The sequence below is a fragment of the Aliikangiella coralliicola genome, assembly GCF_007004725.1.
Taxonomy (GTDB): Bacteria; Pseudomonadota; Gammaproteobacteria; order Enterobacterales; family Kangiellaceae; genus Aliikangiella; species Aliikangiella coralliicola.
Genome location: NZ_ML660164.1, coordinates 413,575 through 430,584 on the forward strand (window position 1 = coordinate 413,575; position 17,010 = coordinate 430,584).

Consider the following 17,010-nt stretch of genomic DNA (forward strand, 5'->3'; position numbering starts at 1 on the left):
AATGCATCTAATGTTGTCCCGCCATGGAATATGGTATTACCGGAAGTCCTATTCGTTAGCATCAGGCAAGCGTAAAGAAATTCGAAAAAGTTTAGGCACTCGTAGCAAAAGGGAGGCAAAAATACTTGCCGCTAAATTATTTTCACTTTCACACAGCGCTGAGATTGGTCAAATTGCAACCAATATAATTACACAAGACAAAATCCCATCATTGGAAATATGTATTAGTAATTACTTAAGAGAGAATTCACATCTTTGGCAAGAACGGCACAAATTCCGAATCGAAGGAATTCTTAAACAATTACCTAAGCTTCACTTAGAAAGAGCCGATGTATCAAAATTAAAAAACAAATGGCTCCGTACTAAATCCATAGCCACAGTCAACAAATGCTTAGGTTATTGTTCGATGTTTTACAAATGGTTACAAGCTGAATACGACGGCATCGAAAATCTTTTTGGTAAAGTGAAACTTAAAGGTCACGTAGAAAAATCTCGAAAGGCATACACAAAGGATGAGTTAGTAAAATTCTACAATCTCGCTATTCAATTACGAGAGAAGGGCATGGAGTCGCACTTTTGGTTTCTAATGATTGGCAGGTATACCGGCATGAGGGCTAACGAGGTTTGTCAATTGAAACCTTCTGATGTGGATTTGGATTTGAATGTGTTCTATGTACGTGGAGAAGTGCTAAAAACTAAAACTTCAAATCGTGTAATACCTATTCACCCTAGACTTCTAGAATTGGGACTCTGTAAATTTCTAGATACAAGATCTGAAAGATTAATGGAACATTGGAAGGCTTCAAAACGCTCATTTGCGGCGATGCCTACAAAGTGGTACTCGAACTTTAGAAATCGAAATGGCTTACCTGATTACCATTCTTTAAGGCATACGGTGGCTACCGAAATGAAGTCTTCTGGAGTGCCTGCACAGTTTTCAGCGGCGATTTTGGGTCATATTAACGGAAACATTACTTTTGACAGATATGGTCATTCCATAGCCATCGAAAAATTGTCAGAAGCAATTAATTGTTTAGATTAGGGTTACTTGGGAAACAGATCTTCGATATCACATTTAAAAGCTTTACACATGTGCTCGAGAGTATCCAAAGTAACATTTTGCTCGAGTTTTTCGATTCTAGATACAGAGGCAAAAGACATTCCGTGTTGCTTTGCAAAATTTCTTAAAGGAGTGGTTCCCCTCTTGAGTTTTAGGAATTTTGCCAGTCGTTTTCTAAGTTCGTGCTGTTTCATGTGTGAACTGTAATTGATTGCTTGTTACACATGTGACACAATGTGTATATTTAGAAACTTAAGGTATTCGCAGCTATGCAATTGAGAATTAACAGCCAATTACTATTACTAGTGATAAGCACAACGCTTGTTTTAACCTCTTTCTTAGTCTTCACAAAAACACCTAGCGAAGAAGTTCAGGCGAGTATTGAGCAAATTTGTAATGGTGTCAGAAAGATGGCTAAAGGCACAATGATGATTAGGCAGGGCGGCGCTACACTTAAAAAGGCCATGGACAATCTTCCTAAGGATGTTGAACCGCTTGTATACAAATTAAGGAAATCAATGACGCTGAAAGCTTTTGAAATTCCTCGTCAAACTCTAAAAGAATTTCAAGACTATGAGATTACCGAGTTTGAGAACAGGTATTACCGTGAGTGTTTAAAATCGAATGCTAAGAGCATCTTTACACCTGAGGAGTACAAGAAACTGCGGGAAAAGATGTAGTTATTGGATAAGACAGAAATTGCACCGTTGTCTGAGGAAGAATTTTCAAGTCTTAATATGATTATTAACAGTAATCAGCAAAGCGTTATTGCAACGAGTTAATAACAAACTCGCAGGGATGCACATGGTTTTAGCGTGGATAGTATCTGCAATAATCTTGATAGCTGTTTCAGTAATACTGTTCATTGTGATTAAGCCTCCCACTGATAATGACTAATAGCCACTCACTATGACTGTTCTATAAGTTCAGCACTTCAACACAAAATAAAAATAACTACTATCATGGAGAAGTTTTCACGCACTTTAATCTTGGTCACCTTGATTATTAACCTTGCATCTTCCGCAGATAATTACAGATACAAAGGAATCCATATCAATAGCCACTGGACCAAGATTAAGACCTGTCAAACTGCTTTAAAGATTCTTAAGGATTGGGCTACGTTACCGAAGGAAACAATGATTCAACTGAGTAATCTCCCATGTACCGTCTCTGAGCTTCAACAAACATTAACAGGGCCATTTGTGAAGTTTAAGCCCTACTCTGTGACGTGGGGGAATGGGGTAGCTGTTACAGTGATATTAGATGATGGCATGATTCAGATTATACGGTTAAATAGGAGCGTAAGAATACACCGTCATCACTAACTAATTTAGATTTTCAATAATTTAAACCTTTGTAACTCATCAATTAGTTTTTCTTTTCTTTTAATCTAGCCAGAGCCACCTTACTCCAACTCTGAAACAACTTAAAAGCATCATTCCCACTCATTCCAGTGATGGGTTCTAGAGTCCATCTATTGTCAGGATCTAGAAACCTATGAGTCCAATCAACTCCATCGATAAACATTGAATGCTCAGAACTTCCTGAAAATGGCCACGAAACTTGAATCGTACCAGATACAGCAAACATAACCCCTTGTAGGAACCCTTGAACTTCCGAATTCCAATTAAACCACTCTCCTGAACGTCGGTGACAATCTAGTTTTTGATGTAAGTTTTCTTCAGCCACTTTTCCTAACAACTTCGAATAGAACACTAGGTGCAACTGACTAGGTGAACCTGTATTCAGATTCGAAAGACGGCTTAGAGGGTTGGTAGAAATTCCAATTTTTATAGACTTTGGCTCTTCGCAATAAATGAGGTAAAGACCTTCTACAGGTTCCTCAATTACTGAATACCCTGTTTGGGGCCCAAATAATATCCACTCTTTGTCAAAATTTCCCATGCTTGTCACCCTTGCATTAGCATAACATTTGCACAATCTGGTAGTTCATATGTAACATGATTTTTGGGGTTCTATTAGGACTAACAATCTACTAATTAGTCTTTCTTTTGGCTTGCTTCCTTTTCTAGTTTAATATTGAAGCGCATTACATTACTTCCTGTCTCCCCGAAATCGAAACCAAATTCCGCGTAATTCTCATAGTCACTCGATATCATAATCCGTAAATCAATCTTAAATTGTATCTCGTCGACAAGAGTAACTTTAAATTGTTCTAGTGAAGTTTTTGTCGTATCAATTAAATCAGAGTTTTCTGCATACTGTTCAAAAACTAAAATTGCGACATCTGGTTTAATCTCTCTGATTAGGCATTTAAACTTTTCGACTTCTTCATCGTCATTTATAAAATAATCAGCGCTGCGCTTTGCTTCTCCAATAAACAACTTACCGTCAACAACGCCAACTAAATCGATTTCATTTTTATTACTTCTGTCTTTCCAATCATAAAAAAGATCAACTTCTGGCAAGTAATAAAATGAGTTGTTTCTTGCCGAATACTGAATCTCACTTAGTCCCCACAATACTGGAAGACCATAATTTGTATAAAGGGTGTTCCAAATAAACTTATTCAATAAGTACTTCCATTCAAACCTATTTCCAATAGGTAACGTGTGTGTAGTATTACATATATCACAAGTATTTGACTTTTTGACAGAATCAGCCGTCCTGTAATTTTTATGACCACAAAACTCGCACGTCCACCGATGAACTGGATAGAAAACCTCTCTCTCAACAAGCGACTCTAGTGCATCCCTGAAACAGGCATTCAAATACTCAGTCGCTTTTTTAGGCGAACTAAGCCTTAAGCCCTCTTGCACTTTGAGTTTAATACTATTGTCACGGGGGAAAAAACCATAAATCCTATTCCATTCAAAAATGTATTCATCCTCATTAAACATGTTTTCAACCGACGAAATAACATTTCTCCATAACTTATTAGCTAATAGTGATGAAGCATGGTTTAAACTATCGAACATCGATATTATTCCATTTATTCCTTTCCCTTTGTCGGAAACTCTTATAAATTCAACTTTCGAATTTTCTAAAACGGAACGTTTATCTAATCGATGATAATCTCCGCGTCCGGTAATAAGTCTAGAAAGTACATATTCATCATCTGGCAAGTCAATGAATAACTCAACCTTGCTTTTATTACGTAAGTCGCGAGGAAAACCTTGCTTCGTACCTACTAAAAACACAGGTAACTTGTGTCTCGAAATTCTAACACATGCTTTTCCGAAAATTTCTGCTACATACTTTCTCCTTGGAATCTCCCAATAGTCAACAACGTTTGAGTATCTTGAAAGATTGTTATGTCTATCTATTGACGCTTCAATACACCAATCACCTACTTCATGAGAAGAAAATTTAGGCATAATGTATCTGAGGTGATCAGGTTTCTCCACATTATTAGTGGAATAATTCTCTGTCATTTTGAAGTTAAATGAATCATCATTAAGCCCAGTATAACAATGCCGAACCTCTTCCTCAGTGGGACATATTTCTCGACTAAAGTCTTCTGGTACAAAAACAAAGTTATGCGTTTTTTCAGCAAGCAAATTCCTCGCGTCATTCAACTTATCTACCGTTTCAGATTTGCTTCTAATAGCTACTTTATTATGTCCAGAACCAATAAAGTTATTTTGATTTAGGTACTTTCCTAAAGCAGTCACGAAGTTTTCATCTTCAAAATCTTGCTCGCTAACTATTAAACTACAAAGGGAGTCATTTCTTTCATTGTAAAACAATCTAGAATTCCAAAAAGCTATTCTATCTAGTACTGTCCTGCCTAGAAATATTATGAAGCTCTCATTTAAATTTGATCCTGTTATTTCACCTATTGCTCCACTATGAATCGTGGCAAGTCTGGAAACTGTAATCGCTTCTTTATCAGCAAGTTTTTCTAATAATTCAGAAATAGAGTGAGTTCTTTCAGTACCTACAATATGATTTTCCGGTGTCTCAGAAGACGTTAGACATAGTGTTTCAAATAATTCAGGCACCTCATATAAGACACTATGTTCGACGAGTTGATTACCAAAATTATCGTGCACAAAACTCGTATCCCCATCAAATAATTGTTCACATATGATTTTCGTTTTACGTACTTCTGAGCCAATTCTTAGTGCCGTAGATACAAACGGGCTGTGCACTGTTGAGACTGAGCCTAATGGAGAACACACTCCGTTTAAATAAGGTTTTAAAAGTTCTCTGTCTTGCGGTCCATAATTGTGCTCGATTAGTTCAGCAGGAGAGTTAATGTCTTCGATTCTAGAAATAAGAACATCACTTAACTCAACATAACTGTACACGATATCAGGATCTAGAATATCCAACCATTTTAAATAGTCATCACTTATTAATGAGTCAGAGGTCGAAGGTATTATCAGAAATCTCGTACCGCACCAGCACAAGTATGAAAATGCGAATATACTATCTAAGATTTTATGAGATCTCTCATTTTCTTCAAGATGTACTATAAACGCAATTTTAAGTGGACGATTGTAGCCTGTTATCGCGACATCTCTTTCTAGTTGTTTTGGTGCGTTTAGATTCATGTTTTTGATACCGTAACTCTAGATTATTCTTTTATAATAAAGCTTAATTCATTAAAAACAACAAAGAGCATTAAATGATCATTTCTATAGCTACAGTTGAAGATTTAGATGCAGTAAACAGTATTAGGGCTGACATATATCATGATAAGACAACTGATCACGAAGTTAGACCAGAGGACTCAGCGGACTCAATTATGAAGACTGATAGACAAATAACCTTCATAGTAACAAATGACGAAAATATTTCCACGGGTTATATTACTGTACATGAGCGAAGCCAATTTAAACCTGAAAACGAAGCGGAATTTGAATTATTTGTTAAAAGAGATTTTAGAGGTAAAGGAATTGGTAAAATGTTGCTAAGAGCTGCTATCGATTATGTATCACATCACCCAACGTTCGATAAACTAACATTGATGGTGTACAAAACTTCGAGAGCAATGGGGTTGTACGAAAGCTTTGGTTTTAATACCATCGGAGAAATCAATAGCAAGGCTTTGGAAATGTACTTAGACGTTAAAGTAGGTAACTCTAGTTCAGCTCATGACATCCAAAATTAATACAAGAATTTATTCAAATAAACTTTAAATAAATGTTAATTTATCCTCGATCTATTAAGATTTATTGAACTCTTTAAGGGCAGACCATAGTGATTACCGTTTTTAATCGGTCACTGCATGATAATTCAATCAAGCTAACTCCTTTGATTTACAAGGGCTAAGCGCCGGCTGTTCGCTGTTGGGGTTAGACGCTAGGCGCTTTTTCCATTACTTTAAATCTTCAAAATCACAGTATCTGTGATTAATCTAAATTTGGAATATACCCAAAATCAATGCGCTGTATAAAAATCAGTCAATGTCAGGATTAATCAATTACACGGACTGTCTCACAGGGGTGTACCTTATTGGGACTTCTAAAAAGTAGTTAAAACCGTCTCATTAGGGTTGACCAGAGCATTTAGAGATGATCTAATTAGAGACATATCCTATTGAGACAATTGCTATGACTACTGATAGAACAATAAATCAAATCTTTGCCTACGCACGTGTAAGCACCGCAGAGCAGAATTTAGACTCACAACTGAAAGAACTTCGAACTGTTTGCAGCGAGCAGAATATAGTCACTGAGAAAGCATCAGGAACTAATACAACTGGCAGACCTAACTTTAACAATCTAATTGATAACACTCTAAGGTCTGGCGACTTGCTATACGTTCAGAGACTTGACAGATTGGCTCGTAGTACATCTGATTTGTTAAAGATTGTGGGTAAACTTGAGAAGAAGGGTGTTGATTTAATTATTATGGACAACCCTGATTTAGACACCACAACTTCAACTGGAAAAATGATGTTCACCATTCTAGGCGCTGTAGCTCAGTTTGAGACTGACTTAAGAAAGGAAAGGCAATTAGCAGGAATTGAAATTGCTAAGGCTAAGGGGGTTTATAAGGGACGTAAGCCGCTGTCAGAGGAGAAGATTATAGCTGTGAATGAGTTAGTTGAATCTGGTAAAAGTGTTACTCAGGCATGCAAAAAAGTTGGTATAGGTAAGGCGAGCTACTATAGACATATCAAAGCAGCTTAACTGCGACCAATGATTATGGGGCTGACTATCTGTCATAAAGCCCCTACCTTTTCAGAGATCTACCTATAAACAATTAATTCATTATAAATCAATAGGTTGGATATTTTTATTTTATAAAAAGTTTTCCAAAAACTCTGATGTAATGGGTTAAGTCTCGACACATCAACTTTATAAATTTGAAAACCAAACCAAGAACCTGAACAGACCCCCCATGATATTTCTACCTAAGAATTAGTAAGGAACTCAAACAGCAGCTACCCCGAATTTTGGGGAAAATTAATTTTACAGACTTCGACGATCAAATAATGTACAACTAGATCCTGTGTGACATTCTAAGAGGCGTTTAGTTGACCTGATCCAGTTGTATACCTAAACCCTTTCAAGCGCTTGTGGGGGGGATCTTAAAATAGGTACTACTAATTATTCGAATGGTGAGAATAACCTGTCATCAAATACGATACCCGAGAATCCCAATGACTCAATTTGCTCTTTCGCTCTTCCTGTACAATAAACATCTTGGCAAGATTGAAAAGGTGCTTTGAAGAATAATTTGTCTCCAATAGATTCTTCTAAAAAAACAATTCTACTTTCTTGAATACTGCTTTTAGACTCGTCAACGTCAACAGTTGTGAGACAATTGAAAATATAATGAGGATTCTCTTCATCTTCTATTTGTATTGGTAAAAACTCGCCATAAGGTGACATTAAATCACTTAAGTAGCGATGAGCTTTTGGTGACAATAATAGTGTGGCATTTAACCACTTGGTGATATCTGGGATTAAATTCTCTCTTCCTTCAATCTTACTCCAACCAGTCTTCTTCAATACCCAAAACTCACTCAAAGCAATATTGTTATAGCTAAAGTGGACTGCGTCAGCCGGAGTATATTTAGGGGGAAAAATATCAAGAATATCGGTTACCAATAAATCTAACTCTTGATACTTAAATCCATCTTCTCTTATCGCGTAAATTTCCATTACTTCTTTCTAGCTTCCGGAGGTAAGTTGTTGTCTTGGAGCATTTTACCAATTAAATTGAGTTCCATCCTAATTGTACTTTCAGTACGCATCAATACTAGTCTGCGATTTATAAACCGTTCATAACCCTCTGTATGATACTCCTTGTGGCCCAAAGAATCTGGCATGTGCCAATGAGGTGTGTATCGTTTCTTTTCAGGCAAATAGACTCCATTATCAGGATCATTAATTCCTATATAATTTATATGTAGATGTACCCTTGTGAAGTAGTTCACCCTAAGCCTTCCTTTACCGGGCACAATATGATGCGCGGTACAGTTATCATCAGGCTTTGGTACTCCAGCTGCTCTCATGAATCGTTCTAGCATTTCAGTGGGGTGGTGTTTTTCATTCTCTAAGGTATTGATGTCAGCTTTACGGACGTTATCGCGATACTGGTCTAATTGTGATTGTAAATCAGCCATAGTAAAAGCATTCATTCGTTGAGCTTCTAATCCAGCTTTAATGCTTTCAAATTCTTTCTTTCGCTTTTCCCTAACATCTTCTGGAGCGTTTTCTAACCTATTTCTTGCATCAAAGTATCGCTCAGCCTGTTTGGTGTATGCATCAATTGCCCTATCGAGGGGGGTCATCTCTGCGTAGTGTTGTTTAACCCTTACACCATTAACGAATTCTTCTGCCATGTCCCTGTGTTCCTTTTTAGAAAATCCACACGAATTGTAATGTTTACAGACCGATTTAATTGGGGACCAGTTGGCAATTAGAAGAGCGTGTAAACACTAATAGCAACATCATCTCTAATTAGTGATGAGGGATAAAATGTATTGTACTGGTGATATCAATCATCTCTACGAAACTTCTAAGAATTTTATAAATTACTTGATCGTGTTGTACTTGGAATCCCGTTGGACAGAGAATCACACTACAAAAACAATCCATCATTTCAGATTAATATAGAGAGACCTTTAAAGAACATTTTAAACAAGATGATTTATTTTATTATATAAAATCATCTCCCCCTTAAGGACCCTAAGAGTTTCTGTTTAATATTGAGCAGGTATTATCAAATATACCCTTACATACTTTTAAAGATTCCCTGAGTTATTTGATAGCATTTGCTCCGAACCAAATCAGATTTTTAAGTACCTTTAACATTAGATTATTCATAAGAATAGTGATTAAAGCGAAGCTTCGCTTTTTGCAAAGTAGCTATACTGCTAGAATCACAACTAAAAAATTTTTAACCGGTTTCAACCTTACCACTTGATAGCAGTGTATAAGTGTATTTCGTACTAGATAATTTTCTCGCTCGTCCGCTCAATTTATTGCTTCCGCCTTAACTCGCTTCAAAGTACTCTCACAGACTAGCAGAGAATGGTTGTCTCACCTAAACGCATTGCATCGGCTTAGACCATTACACATGCCTTTGCTAGAATTTACTGTATACCTTTTCAGTCACTTTGCAGGACTCTACCTCAACACTCATAAAAAGAATCTACTCTATTTAGAGTATCTTCTTTAGGCTGCGATACCCGTGGAAGGTTATCATTGTTACCCGTTGAAGGTTATCACTGATACCCGCGGAAGGTTATCGCTGTTACCCGTTGAAGGTTATCACTGATACCCGTGGAAGGTTATCGACCTATATACTTCTGTATGTTCAGCTCCTAAAAAATAATTTAAGATTATTTTCTTATAAATTACAATGAGTTACCTAATTCTTGAAAGTTTCTACCACATTTTTTTCAGTATCCAGCCACATAAGTGACACCTCACAAAAAACCAGTGTTACCATTTATACAAGTAGAGAAAAAACACATTTATTAGTATTTAAAGGGGAACTCCATGACTACCAGAAGTACATCCACAGATAGCGAATTAATCCGGTTTCAAATTCTCATGACTGAACGAACTATTAGCAGAAATAAAGAATTGCGAAAAGAACTAGGTTTGAGCCATGAACGATTTATGAAGTTTGCTAACTTACTTGTTGAAGAAAATAAAAATCGTTTGCTCTAGGGGTAGTACATGTCTAGGGGGAAAAAAGACGAAACAGTGGTAAAGCCATCTTGGGGTGAGCCGGAAGAAAAGATTAATGCCTTTAATCTATCTAAGTGGATTGGTTCAGGCGTTGGCTTACAAGGTCTACCCAAAGACTACAGATTAGTTTTAAGATTTCTGAGTGACAACTACAACAGTTCAACAACAGCAGACGCGCGAAGAGGATTGCTTACCAATGTTACTAACACAGACATTCAATTTGCTACTGGTTTAGACATTAAAACAGTGGCACCAATTATGGATAGATTGGATGAATTTGGTTACATATTTAGGACTCGTACAAATAACCGACAACCATGGACTGTTTGGTTAAATGTAAGAAACCTAGTTAAGGTTATGGACGGTAGAGCAACAGCACCAACTATTGAGAAACGTGGTAGTGGTAACGGTAAGCGAAAAGGACCAGTTAAGCGGTCTGAGAAAGCTCCTGCGAAGGTTGAGCCTGTGGTTGTAGACGAGCCAGCAAAACAAGTGGCTACTAAAGCGGAACTTGAACTAACACCCGATCAGAAAGCAACGCAAAACTATGTGATTAAAATGCGTCGTGTTAATGCTCTTAAAAGGGCAAAGCAAGTGGCAGAAGCAAAAAAAGCATTGGCAAATGGTGATGCGACGACTATGCACCAATACATCATCAAAGAAGCTGAAAAAGCAGCTGGAGAGTTAAAACTCGCCCAAGACGCTGTAAAAAATGGTACTGCAACGAATCAGCAAAAAGACCTTGTAGATTCCGCTATCTTCGTTGAGAAAGAGTTAAGTAAAGTAGCAGTCTAGCAACTACGACGAACTAACCACAAAGTACTTCCAAAAGCCAATTTTAGACTTAATCAAGTCCAACTTGAGGGTTGCGCATGTCTATTAAATATCAAAACTCAAACCAAATTTAAGAGGAGTAATTTACTATGAACAATTCATCTGAACGAGAACTACCCCAAGGTGTTAGCCATATACCTGATAGCAAAAGAAATCCCTTTAGGGCTCAAATTTCTATCAACAATAAAGTTCGATACCTTGGATCATATAGGAGTCCAGAATTAGCTGCGGATGCCTACAACAAAGTTAAAAAGGCTCGCGATGCAGCTAATAGCAAACCTAACATAGATTATGTAGAAAGAGCCTTGCAGCTGATAAAAGCTACTGCATCAACACAGCAAGCTAAGTCCTCTACTACTGGTGTGTGCAATGCTTGATTATTCTTTTACAGTTACCTTAGCAGAGCTGATACGAGGCGTGGGTATAATTGTCGCTTTGGTTGCAACAGCAAATCTAATTAAAGACCAATTTAAATCAGATGAAATACAGGTGCCTCAGTAGTGCTGAGGTCTTCTACTTCGTGATACTGGCGCATCTAAAAGACTGGCCCGACGGACCAATCTAGGACGCCAATCATCAACTACAGCAAAAGCAGCTCGACAGTGCAGAAGATAACAACCTTGTAGGTAATCGCCACCATTAATATCTACCCATTTCATAGAGTAGTTGGGCTCTACCTTAGCATAAGCAGAAACCTCCAGTCTGACTGGTTTTGCAAGCCCTTGGTGTTGTAGATGTTTAGCAGAACCTAGTTCAATAAATCCGAGCCATTTAACAAACTCTATATCATTTTGACGAGTATATACTCCAATGATTTCATGGCTATTTGCTTTCAGGACTTTGTAGGTGTGATTGTGTACGTATCGTATCTCTAGCATAGATACCAATACTAGTTAAATAAGTAGTGTTTTTCAATCGGCTTTTATGATTTCACTTTCGCCGATTGGAGTTAATGTAGCAGGGGAATCCACTGGTGTAACTTTCCAGTCAAACTTAATCGTCGACTGAAGTAGGTCTTCGAATGCCTTTGTATTAGTGAATTCATGGTCTAACCACATCTCAAAATCATCCGGTTGAAGCATTAACGGGATTGATTTTTTATGAATGTGCATGAACTTATCATGGGATGGTAGAGTGATACTAGCTGTGACGGGTACTGCTTCACCTTCAATGCTTTTGAAGTCATATAGACCCCCCATTGCAATTGCTGAGCCGTCAGCTGATTCGATGTTAAAGCAGGTCTTATTACCATTCCACATTGACCACTCGTGAAATCCACTGATGGGGATTATTGAGCGTTTGTTCTTGAACAGTGGCTTCCAGAGCCTACTAGTACGAAGATTTCGAGAAGCAGCGTTAAAGGTGCTTAGGGGCCTACCTTGAGCATTTTTAATTTGTCGATAGTTACCAGTATTTGGGTTGTGTTCGATAAGTACAGACCAGAAACCATCAATTAAATGACGTCCATTTTGGTCTTGATAAACGAACTCCATAGCTGACAATGGGGCTACATTCAATCGATCTTGCGGATAAAGAGGCATCCCTAAACTTTTCATCAGTTCTCGCACGTACAGATTGTCAGTTACGTTGTATCTTCCACACATAAACCAGTCAGTAAATTATTGAGCATCACCAAATGATAGACTAGAATCTCTAAAAAGTGATATCTATTGTGGTTAAATCAATGGCAAAGGAAAAAGGTTTTTATCAAGTAAAGTTCGTTGATTGTGATGAACCATTCAGCATCCTCTATTTTGATGGTCAACGATTCTGGAGCTACGGAGACGATGATACTGTTGAACTAGGTGCTATTGAACAAATCAGCAGCCAACCAATGCAGTTAAATCAAGGCGTGGGTTGGTCAGATACTAACCAATGGTTAGATGATGCTGAGTATTAATGGATACCTTCATGATTTATGAAATAACGCAAAGACAAGGTCTCTCAATGCATGCTTCACTAAAAACCAACGATCACGAGCTGTAAACTTAAATCGGACAGATAAGTTCTTTTCATTTTCAACGATAATATGGAATCTCTTTACGAGTTCCATGTTCAAAAACTGAATTACGATATCGAACTCTTTGTATTCATCAGTATAGGTTTTGCAGTTTTCAGTTTTTTCTGCATTCAAATCAAATAAGTTGTGGACAAAGTATTCCTTATTGCTTGAATTATTTGTCTTGTCTTTGATTGTAGTGAAGAGCACTAAAGTGGCGCTTCTTCCAACTTCTATGACCGTTTCTTTCGACAACTCTGTTGTACCTGATTGTTGCCAGAAAACCGGTCCCACTGCTTTTCCTTTCTCTCTATCAAATAAATAAACATTGCTTATTTTTGCATCATGTCTCATTCCACCTAGTAAAAACTTTGATGGTAAGTTTCTAAATGTAACGTGTAATTGTGATACATTTTTATCGCCAATAGTTCTTGAACTCCTACCAGAACCTGAATTTACAATTTTGGGTTTTGATGTACGTATTCCCAAGTAGTAGAAAAATATTGCGACAATTGCATTAATCGTGAGCGGTTCAATGAATCTTGATAAATCTGGTAAGAAACTGAAAAAGTCTGGTTTTATCATAAGAATTAAAATTTATAATAAGTTTTATCACTAAAGATATAACTTATTAATCAAGGATTTACAATCACAAACTACATATTCTGAGTTCAATATAAGCTTAATCTCACAAGGAGTTAAGAAAGCGACTATTTCTGGTTAAATAATCAGCTGATATCCTCCACAAGTTCTAACAAACGATGGACAAAGGAGAGAGAATGGAACCACTAAAGCGACGAGTACGTGGCTTGATTACAAGAGAATGCGTATCAAAAGGAATGAACTACCGCTGTGTTCAATTGGGTATTGAGCGTGGTGAATACTTATTGGATAAAGGTCTATCGATACCAAGCAGTGTCAGAGGAGGGGTCGCGGTGGCGGCCTGCCAGCAACGCTTAGCAAACTTCGTAGTAGTAATTAGGAGTGTTAGTGCTGGAGATGGCTAATTCCTGATTAAAGAAATAAAACTGGTTAATAGAAAACTTTCCAAAGTGATACACATAGGTGGTACACTCCTGCCTCAAATTGAAGATTTACTAAGCTGTCACAGCCAAATCTGACTGACTGTATACAATACCGCATTCAAATTATGGTGGTCCTATTGGTCCTCTCGCAACGATAGGTTGTGAACTCCGCCAGGCCCGGAAGGGAGCAACGGTAGCAATTGACTCGTGTGCCGGGATGTGGCTGATAGGATCGCCTCCATCCTTTCTTATATTCTACTTCTTGTATTATCTGTTTATTCTTCCAATGACTTTCAGATTAATTGAAGTCTCGTAGCCAATTACACCAAAATTTAAATAATTTTGTGACAGCAGCTTTGCTTCGCTTATAATGCACATTATCCGATGAACAGATGTTGAGAGTTTTAATGAGCTATCATGTGTTAGCCCGAAAGTGGCGTCCTGCTAACTTCAATGAATTAGTGGGTCAGCGACAAACATCGCAAGCACTGATTAACGCTCTTGAAAGCCAAAGGCTTCATCACGCGTATCTATTTACCGGGACTCGCGGGGTTGGTAAAACAACAATAGCGAGAATATTGGCTAAAAGTCTAAATTGCGAGAAAGGAATTACCTCGCAGCCTTGCGGTGAGTGTTCGAGTTGTGTAGAAATTTCTCAGGGCAATTTTGTTGATTTACTAGAAATTGACGCGGCATCCAAAACCAAAGTCGAAGACACTCGCGAGTTATTAGATAACGTCCAATACCGACCTACCCGTGGTCGTTATAAAGTTTACCTGATTGACGAAGTTCATATGCTAAGCGGGCACAGTTTTAACGCGTTGCTAAAGACACTTGAAGAGCCTCCGCCTCACGTTATTTTTCTTTTAGCGACCACAGATCCTCAGAAGATGCCGGTGACAGTTTTGTCACGTTGTTTACAATTCCATCTGCGCCGAATGGAGGAGCCGGAAATTGTGAATCATCTGAGCATGATATTAAAATCAGAAGACATTCGCTTTGAAGAAGGTGCGCTTGAGCCTATCGCTAAAGGGGCTGACGGAAGCATGCGAGATGCGCTTAGCTTATTAGATCAGGCGATCGCATTTTGTGGCGAGCAACTTGATAAAAAAACCGTGCTGGATATGCTCGGAACGATTGATCGTGCCTATGCCGTTAAATTGTTGAACGCGATAAAGTCGAATGATGTCACCGCTTTGATGGCGGCCATCGACGAAATTTCTGAGTATGCACCTGACTATGATGAATTATTGGCTGACTGGTTATCATTACTCCATCAGATTGCAGTGGTCCAGGCGACGGGGGTCTCTGACGACTCCCAAATAAATGCGATGGCTCAGGAAGTAACGCCGGCAGATTTGCAGTTATTTTATCAATTGTCATTACATGCTCGTAGAGATTTGCCTTTCGCGTCACATCCACGTCAGGGGTTTGAAATGGCGATGTTGCGAATTCTGGCTTTTAAACCGCAGACAAAACCAACCCTGCCTGGAGATAATAAAAAAAAAATTAATCAAACTGAGTTGAGTTCATCGCCAAATACAGTGAGAAAAGTTGAGCGGCCACAACCACAACAACCCTCTGTTGACAGACCTACTGTAGCGAGTGTGGAAAACAATGGGATTGATCAGCATGCAATTTCGAATAACCTTCAGCCATCAACTGAGGCTGGCAAAAACTCATTTGAATCGAACAATGAATCTGTCGCTAGAAAAATTTGGCAGCAAACTGAAGCTGATTCTGGCGTAGCTGAAAAAGAAGGAGAGTCATCACCTCCGTTACGTGTCATTGTTAACAATACCAGCAACACTGCCGATATTAGTAATAATGACCTCGGTAATGTTGGCGATAAAAATACGCTCAATGGCCGCTCGGAAGATTTATCGAGTAATAAAAATAAAGTATCTAATGAAGCTTCTAACACCGATATTTCTCAAGCCGGTGTTGTTCAATCTATTGATTCAGGTTCATTATCTAATCAGCTTTTAGAAGCCTCTGGCGAACCTCCTGGTCATCAGCCGAAAAGTGAGTTGGAAAAGCCTGAAACCATGGCGGAGCGAGCTGCGAGAAAAAATCTTGAATGGCTTTCGTTAGAAAAAGTTAATGCAGCTAACTGGTATAATGTAGTAGAAGCATTGACGCTGGAAGGGAATGGATTACAAGTATTGCTTAACTCGATCGCTGAGAACCAACAAGGTAAACTTGTTGTCAATTATCTTAGTAAGATGGAACCATTATTAACGAGCAATGCACTTAAGTTGATTCAAGCACAATTGAAAGAATATTTTGCTAACCAACAACTGATTATTGAATTAAATACGGTCAGCGAAACGAGTGAAAATCCGAGAGAACGGCAAACTCGACTACGTGAACTTGCGATTGATGAAGCTCAACAAAAGTTGTTATCTGATCCACAAATTAGTTATTTGATGGATACTCTCGGTGCGACGCTTCCGAGAGAGTCTATTTCACTAAAAAGCTAGGACGATAAGAAACCATTTACTTTTCGGTTTTTAGTGCGTAAGAAAATGATGGAACAATAAAAAATAATAAAAGCTAGAAAGAACAATTAAAATACAGTTTTAACATTGCTACATATATTTAAGTGTTTAAACAGTTTAACGACATAGTATTAATTAGAGGTAGATATGAATAATCTTGGCGGCTTAATGAAACAAGCCCAACAAATGCAGGAAAAAATGCAAAAAGCGCAAGAAGATGTCGCTAGTCTTGAAGTGGTCGGCGAGTCAGGTGCTGGTTTGGTCAAAGTATCTATGACCGGTCGACACGATGTGACTAAGATCGAAATCGATGATGGGTTATTATCTGATGAAAAAGAAATTTTGGAAGATCTGATTGCGGCGGCGGTCAATGATGCGGTAAGAAAGGTAGAGGCCGAAAGTAAAGAAAAAATGGCGTCAGTCACATCGGGAATGTCATTACCTCCTGGTTTTAAAATGCCTTTTTAGT

The 17,010-nt window shown here is 38.1% G+C and carries 18 protein-coding genes and 1 other RNA gene; 11 read left to right on the top strand and 8 right to left on the bottom strand.

The window, feature by feature from the left end:
• Position 1 precedes the first annotated feature (1 nt).
• Complete coding sequence (locus FLL46_RS12990; protein ID WP_142894018.1) at positions 2-1,042, top strand: site-specific integrase; 1,041 nt, start codon at positions 2-4, stop codon at positions 1,040-1,042.
• 2 nt (positions 1,043-1,044) lie between these two features.
• Here the strand turns inward: FLL46_RS12990 and FLL46_RS27955 are convergent, their stop codons facing one another.
• Positions 1,045-1,254: a helix-turn-helix domain-containing protein gene (locus FLL46_RS27955; RefSeq protein ID WP_142894020.1), complete on the bottom strand. Its 210-nt coding sequence runs from the start codon at positions 1,252-1,254 to the stop codon at positions 1,045-1,047.
• A gap of 75 nt (positions 1,255-1,329) precedes the next feature.
• Between FLL46_RS27955 and FLL46_RS13000 the strand changes: the two genes are divergently transcribed.
• Positions 1,330-1,740: a hypothetical protein gene (locus FLL46_RS13000; protein ID WP_142894022.1), complete on the top strand. Its 411-nt coding sequence runs from the start codon at positions 1,330-1,332 to the stop codon at positions 1,738-1,740.
• Between the two features lie 45 nt (positions 1,741-1,785).
• Here FLL46_RS13000 and FLL46_RS26980 read toward each other — a convergent pair whose 3' ends face one another.
• From FLL46_RS26980 to FLL46_RS13010, 3 genes are all read right to left on the bottom strand, one after another.
• Entirely contained in the window at positions 1,786-1,926 is a 141-nt protein-coding gene (locus tag FLL46_RS26980) for a hypothetical protein (RefSeq protein ID WP_168204147.1), read from the bottom strand.
• A 502-nt stretch (positions 1,927-2,428) separates the two neighbouring features.
• Positions 2,429-2,965, bottom strand: coding sequence for a GIY-YIG nuclease family protein (locus FLL46_RS13005; protein WP_142894024.1), 537 nt, complete (start codon positions 2,963-2,965; stop codon positions 2,429-2,431).
• A 95-nt stretch (positions 2,966-3,060) separates the two neighbouring features.
• Entirely contained in the window at positions 3,061-5,580 is a 2,520-nt protein-coding gene (locus tag FLL46_RS13010; protein WP_142894026.1) for a hypothetical protein, read from the bottom strand.
• 74 nt (positions 5,581-5,654) lie between these two features.
• Between FLL46_RS13010 and FLL46_RS13015 the strand changes: the two genes are divergently transcribed.
• Positions 5,655-6,140, top strand: coding sequence for a GNAT family N-acetyltransferase (locus tag FLL46_RS13015; RefSeq protein ID WP_142894028.1), 486 nt, complete (start codon positions 5,655-5,657; stop codon positions 6,138-6,140).
• A gap of 442 nt (positions 6,141-6,582) precedes the next feature.
• On the top strand, positions 6,583-7,164 hold the full coding sequence (locus FLL46_RS13020) for a recombinase family protein (RefSeq protein ID WP_142894030.1): 582 nt from the start codon (positions 6,583-6,585) through the stop codon (positions 7,162-7,164).
• A gap of 420 nt (positions 7,165-7,584) precedes the next feature.
• On the opposite strand, the gene FLL46_RS13025 is transcribed toward FLL46_RS13020, so the two are convergent.
• Positions 7,585-8,142 (bottom strand): response regulator receiver protein, encoded by a 558-nt coding sequence (locus tag FLL46_RS13025; protein ID WP_142894032.1) that lies wholly within the window; start codon positions 8,140-8,142, stop codon positions 7,585-7,587.
• Positions 8,142-8,825: an AHH domain-containing protein gene (locus tag FLL46_RS13030; RefSeq protein WP_142894034.1), complete on the bottom strand. Its 684-nt coding sequence runs from the start codon at positions 8,823-8,825 to the stop codon at positions 8,142-8,144. The genes FLL46_RS13025 and FLL46_RS13030 overlap by 1 nt, the downstream gene beginning before the upstream one ends.
• A gap of 1,162 nt (positions 8,826-9,987) precedes the next feature.
• Here FLL46_RS13030 and FLL46_RS26985 point away from each other — a divergent pair.
• The 3 genes from FLL46_RS26985 (at position 9,988) to FLL46_RS13040 (ending at position 11,393) form a co-directional block, all read left to right on the top strand.
• Positions 9,988-10,161 (top strand): hypothetical protein, encoded by a 174-nt coding sequence (locus tag FLL46_RS26985; protein WP_168204148.1) that lies wholly within the window; start codon positions 9,988-9,990, stop codon positions 10,159-10,161.
• A 9-nt stretch (positions 10,162-10,170) separates the two neighbouring features.
• A complete protein-coding gene (locus FLL46_RS13035) occupies positions 10,171-10,977 on the top strand; it encodes a hypothetical protein (protein WP_142894036.1) in 807 nt (268 codons plus the stop codon).
• 128 nt (positions 10,978-11,105) lie between these two features.
• The gene (locus FLL46_RS13040) at positions 11,106-11,393 is read left to right on the top strand and encodes a hypothetical protein (protein WP_142894038.1); all 288 of its coding nucleotides are present in this window, start codon (positions 11,106-11,108) and stop codon (positions 11,391-11,393) included.
• Between the two features lie 534 nt (positions 11,394-11,927).
• Here the strand turns inward: FLL46_RS13040 and FLL46_RS13045 are convergent.
• Positions 11,928-12,620, bottom strand: coding sequence for an SOS response-associated peptidase family protein (locus FLL46_RS13045; RefSeq protein WP_142894040.1), 693 nt, complete (start codon positions 12,618-12,620; stop codon positions 11,928-11,930).
• 80 nt (positions 12,621-12,700) lie between these two features.
• Here FLL46_RS13045 and FLL46_RS13050 point away from each other — a divergent pair, with 80 nt between their 5' ends.
• Positions 12,701-12,916 (top strand): hypothetical protein, encoded by a 216-nt coding sequence (locus FLL46_RS13050; protein WP_142894042.1) that lies wholly within the window; start codon positions 12,701-12,703, stop codon positions 12,914-12,916.
• Positions 12,917-12,925: 9 nt separating this feature from the next.
• Here the strand turns inward: FLL46_RS13050 and FLL46_RS13055 are convergent, their stop codons facing one another.
• On the bottom strand, positions 12,926-13,600 hold the full coding sequence (locus FLL46_RS13055) for a hypothetical protein (RefSeq protein WP_142894044.1): 675 nt from the start codon (positions 13,598-13,600) through the stop codon (positions 12,926-12,928).
• Positions 13,601-14,175: 575 nt separating this feature from the next.
• Between FLL46_RS13055 and ffs the strand changes: the two genes are divergently transcribed.
• The 3 genes from ffs to FLL46_RS13070 all read left to right on the top strand — a co-directional run bounded on the left by ffs (position 14,176) and on the right by FLL46_RS13070 (position 17,009).
• Positions 14,176-14,272: signal recognition particle sRNA small type (gene ffs, locus FLL46_RS13060), an RNA gene on the top strand.
• A gap of 175 nt (positions 14,273-14,447) precedes the next feature.
• Positions 14,448-16,523 (top strand): DNA polymerase III subunit gamma/tau, encoded by a 2,076-nt coding sequence (gene dnaX, locus FLL46_RS13065; RefSeq protein WP_142894046.1) that lies wholly within the window; start codon positions 14,448-14,450, stop codon positions 16,521-16,523.
• A 165-nt stretch (positions 16,524-16,688) separates the two neighbouring features.
• Positions 16,689-17,009 carry a YbaB/EbfC family nucleoid-associated protein gene (locus FLL46_RS13070; protein WP_142894048.1) on the top strand — a complete coding sequence of 107 codons (321 nt, stop codon included), beginning with the start codon at positions 16,689-16,691 and terminating at the stop codon, positions 17,007-17,009.
• Position 17,010 lies beyond the last annotated feature (1 nt).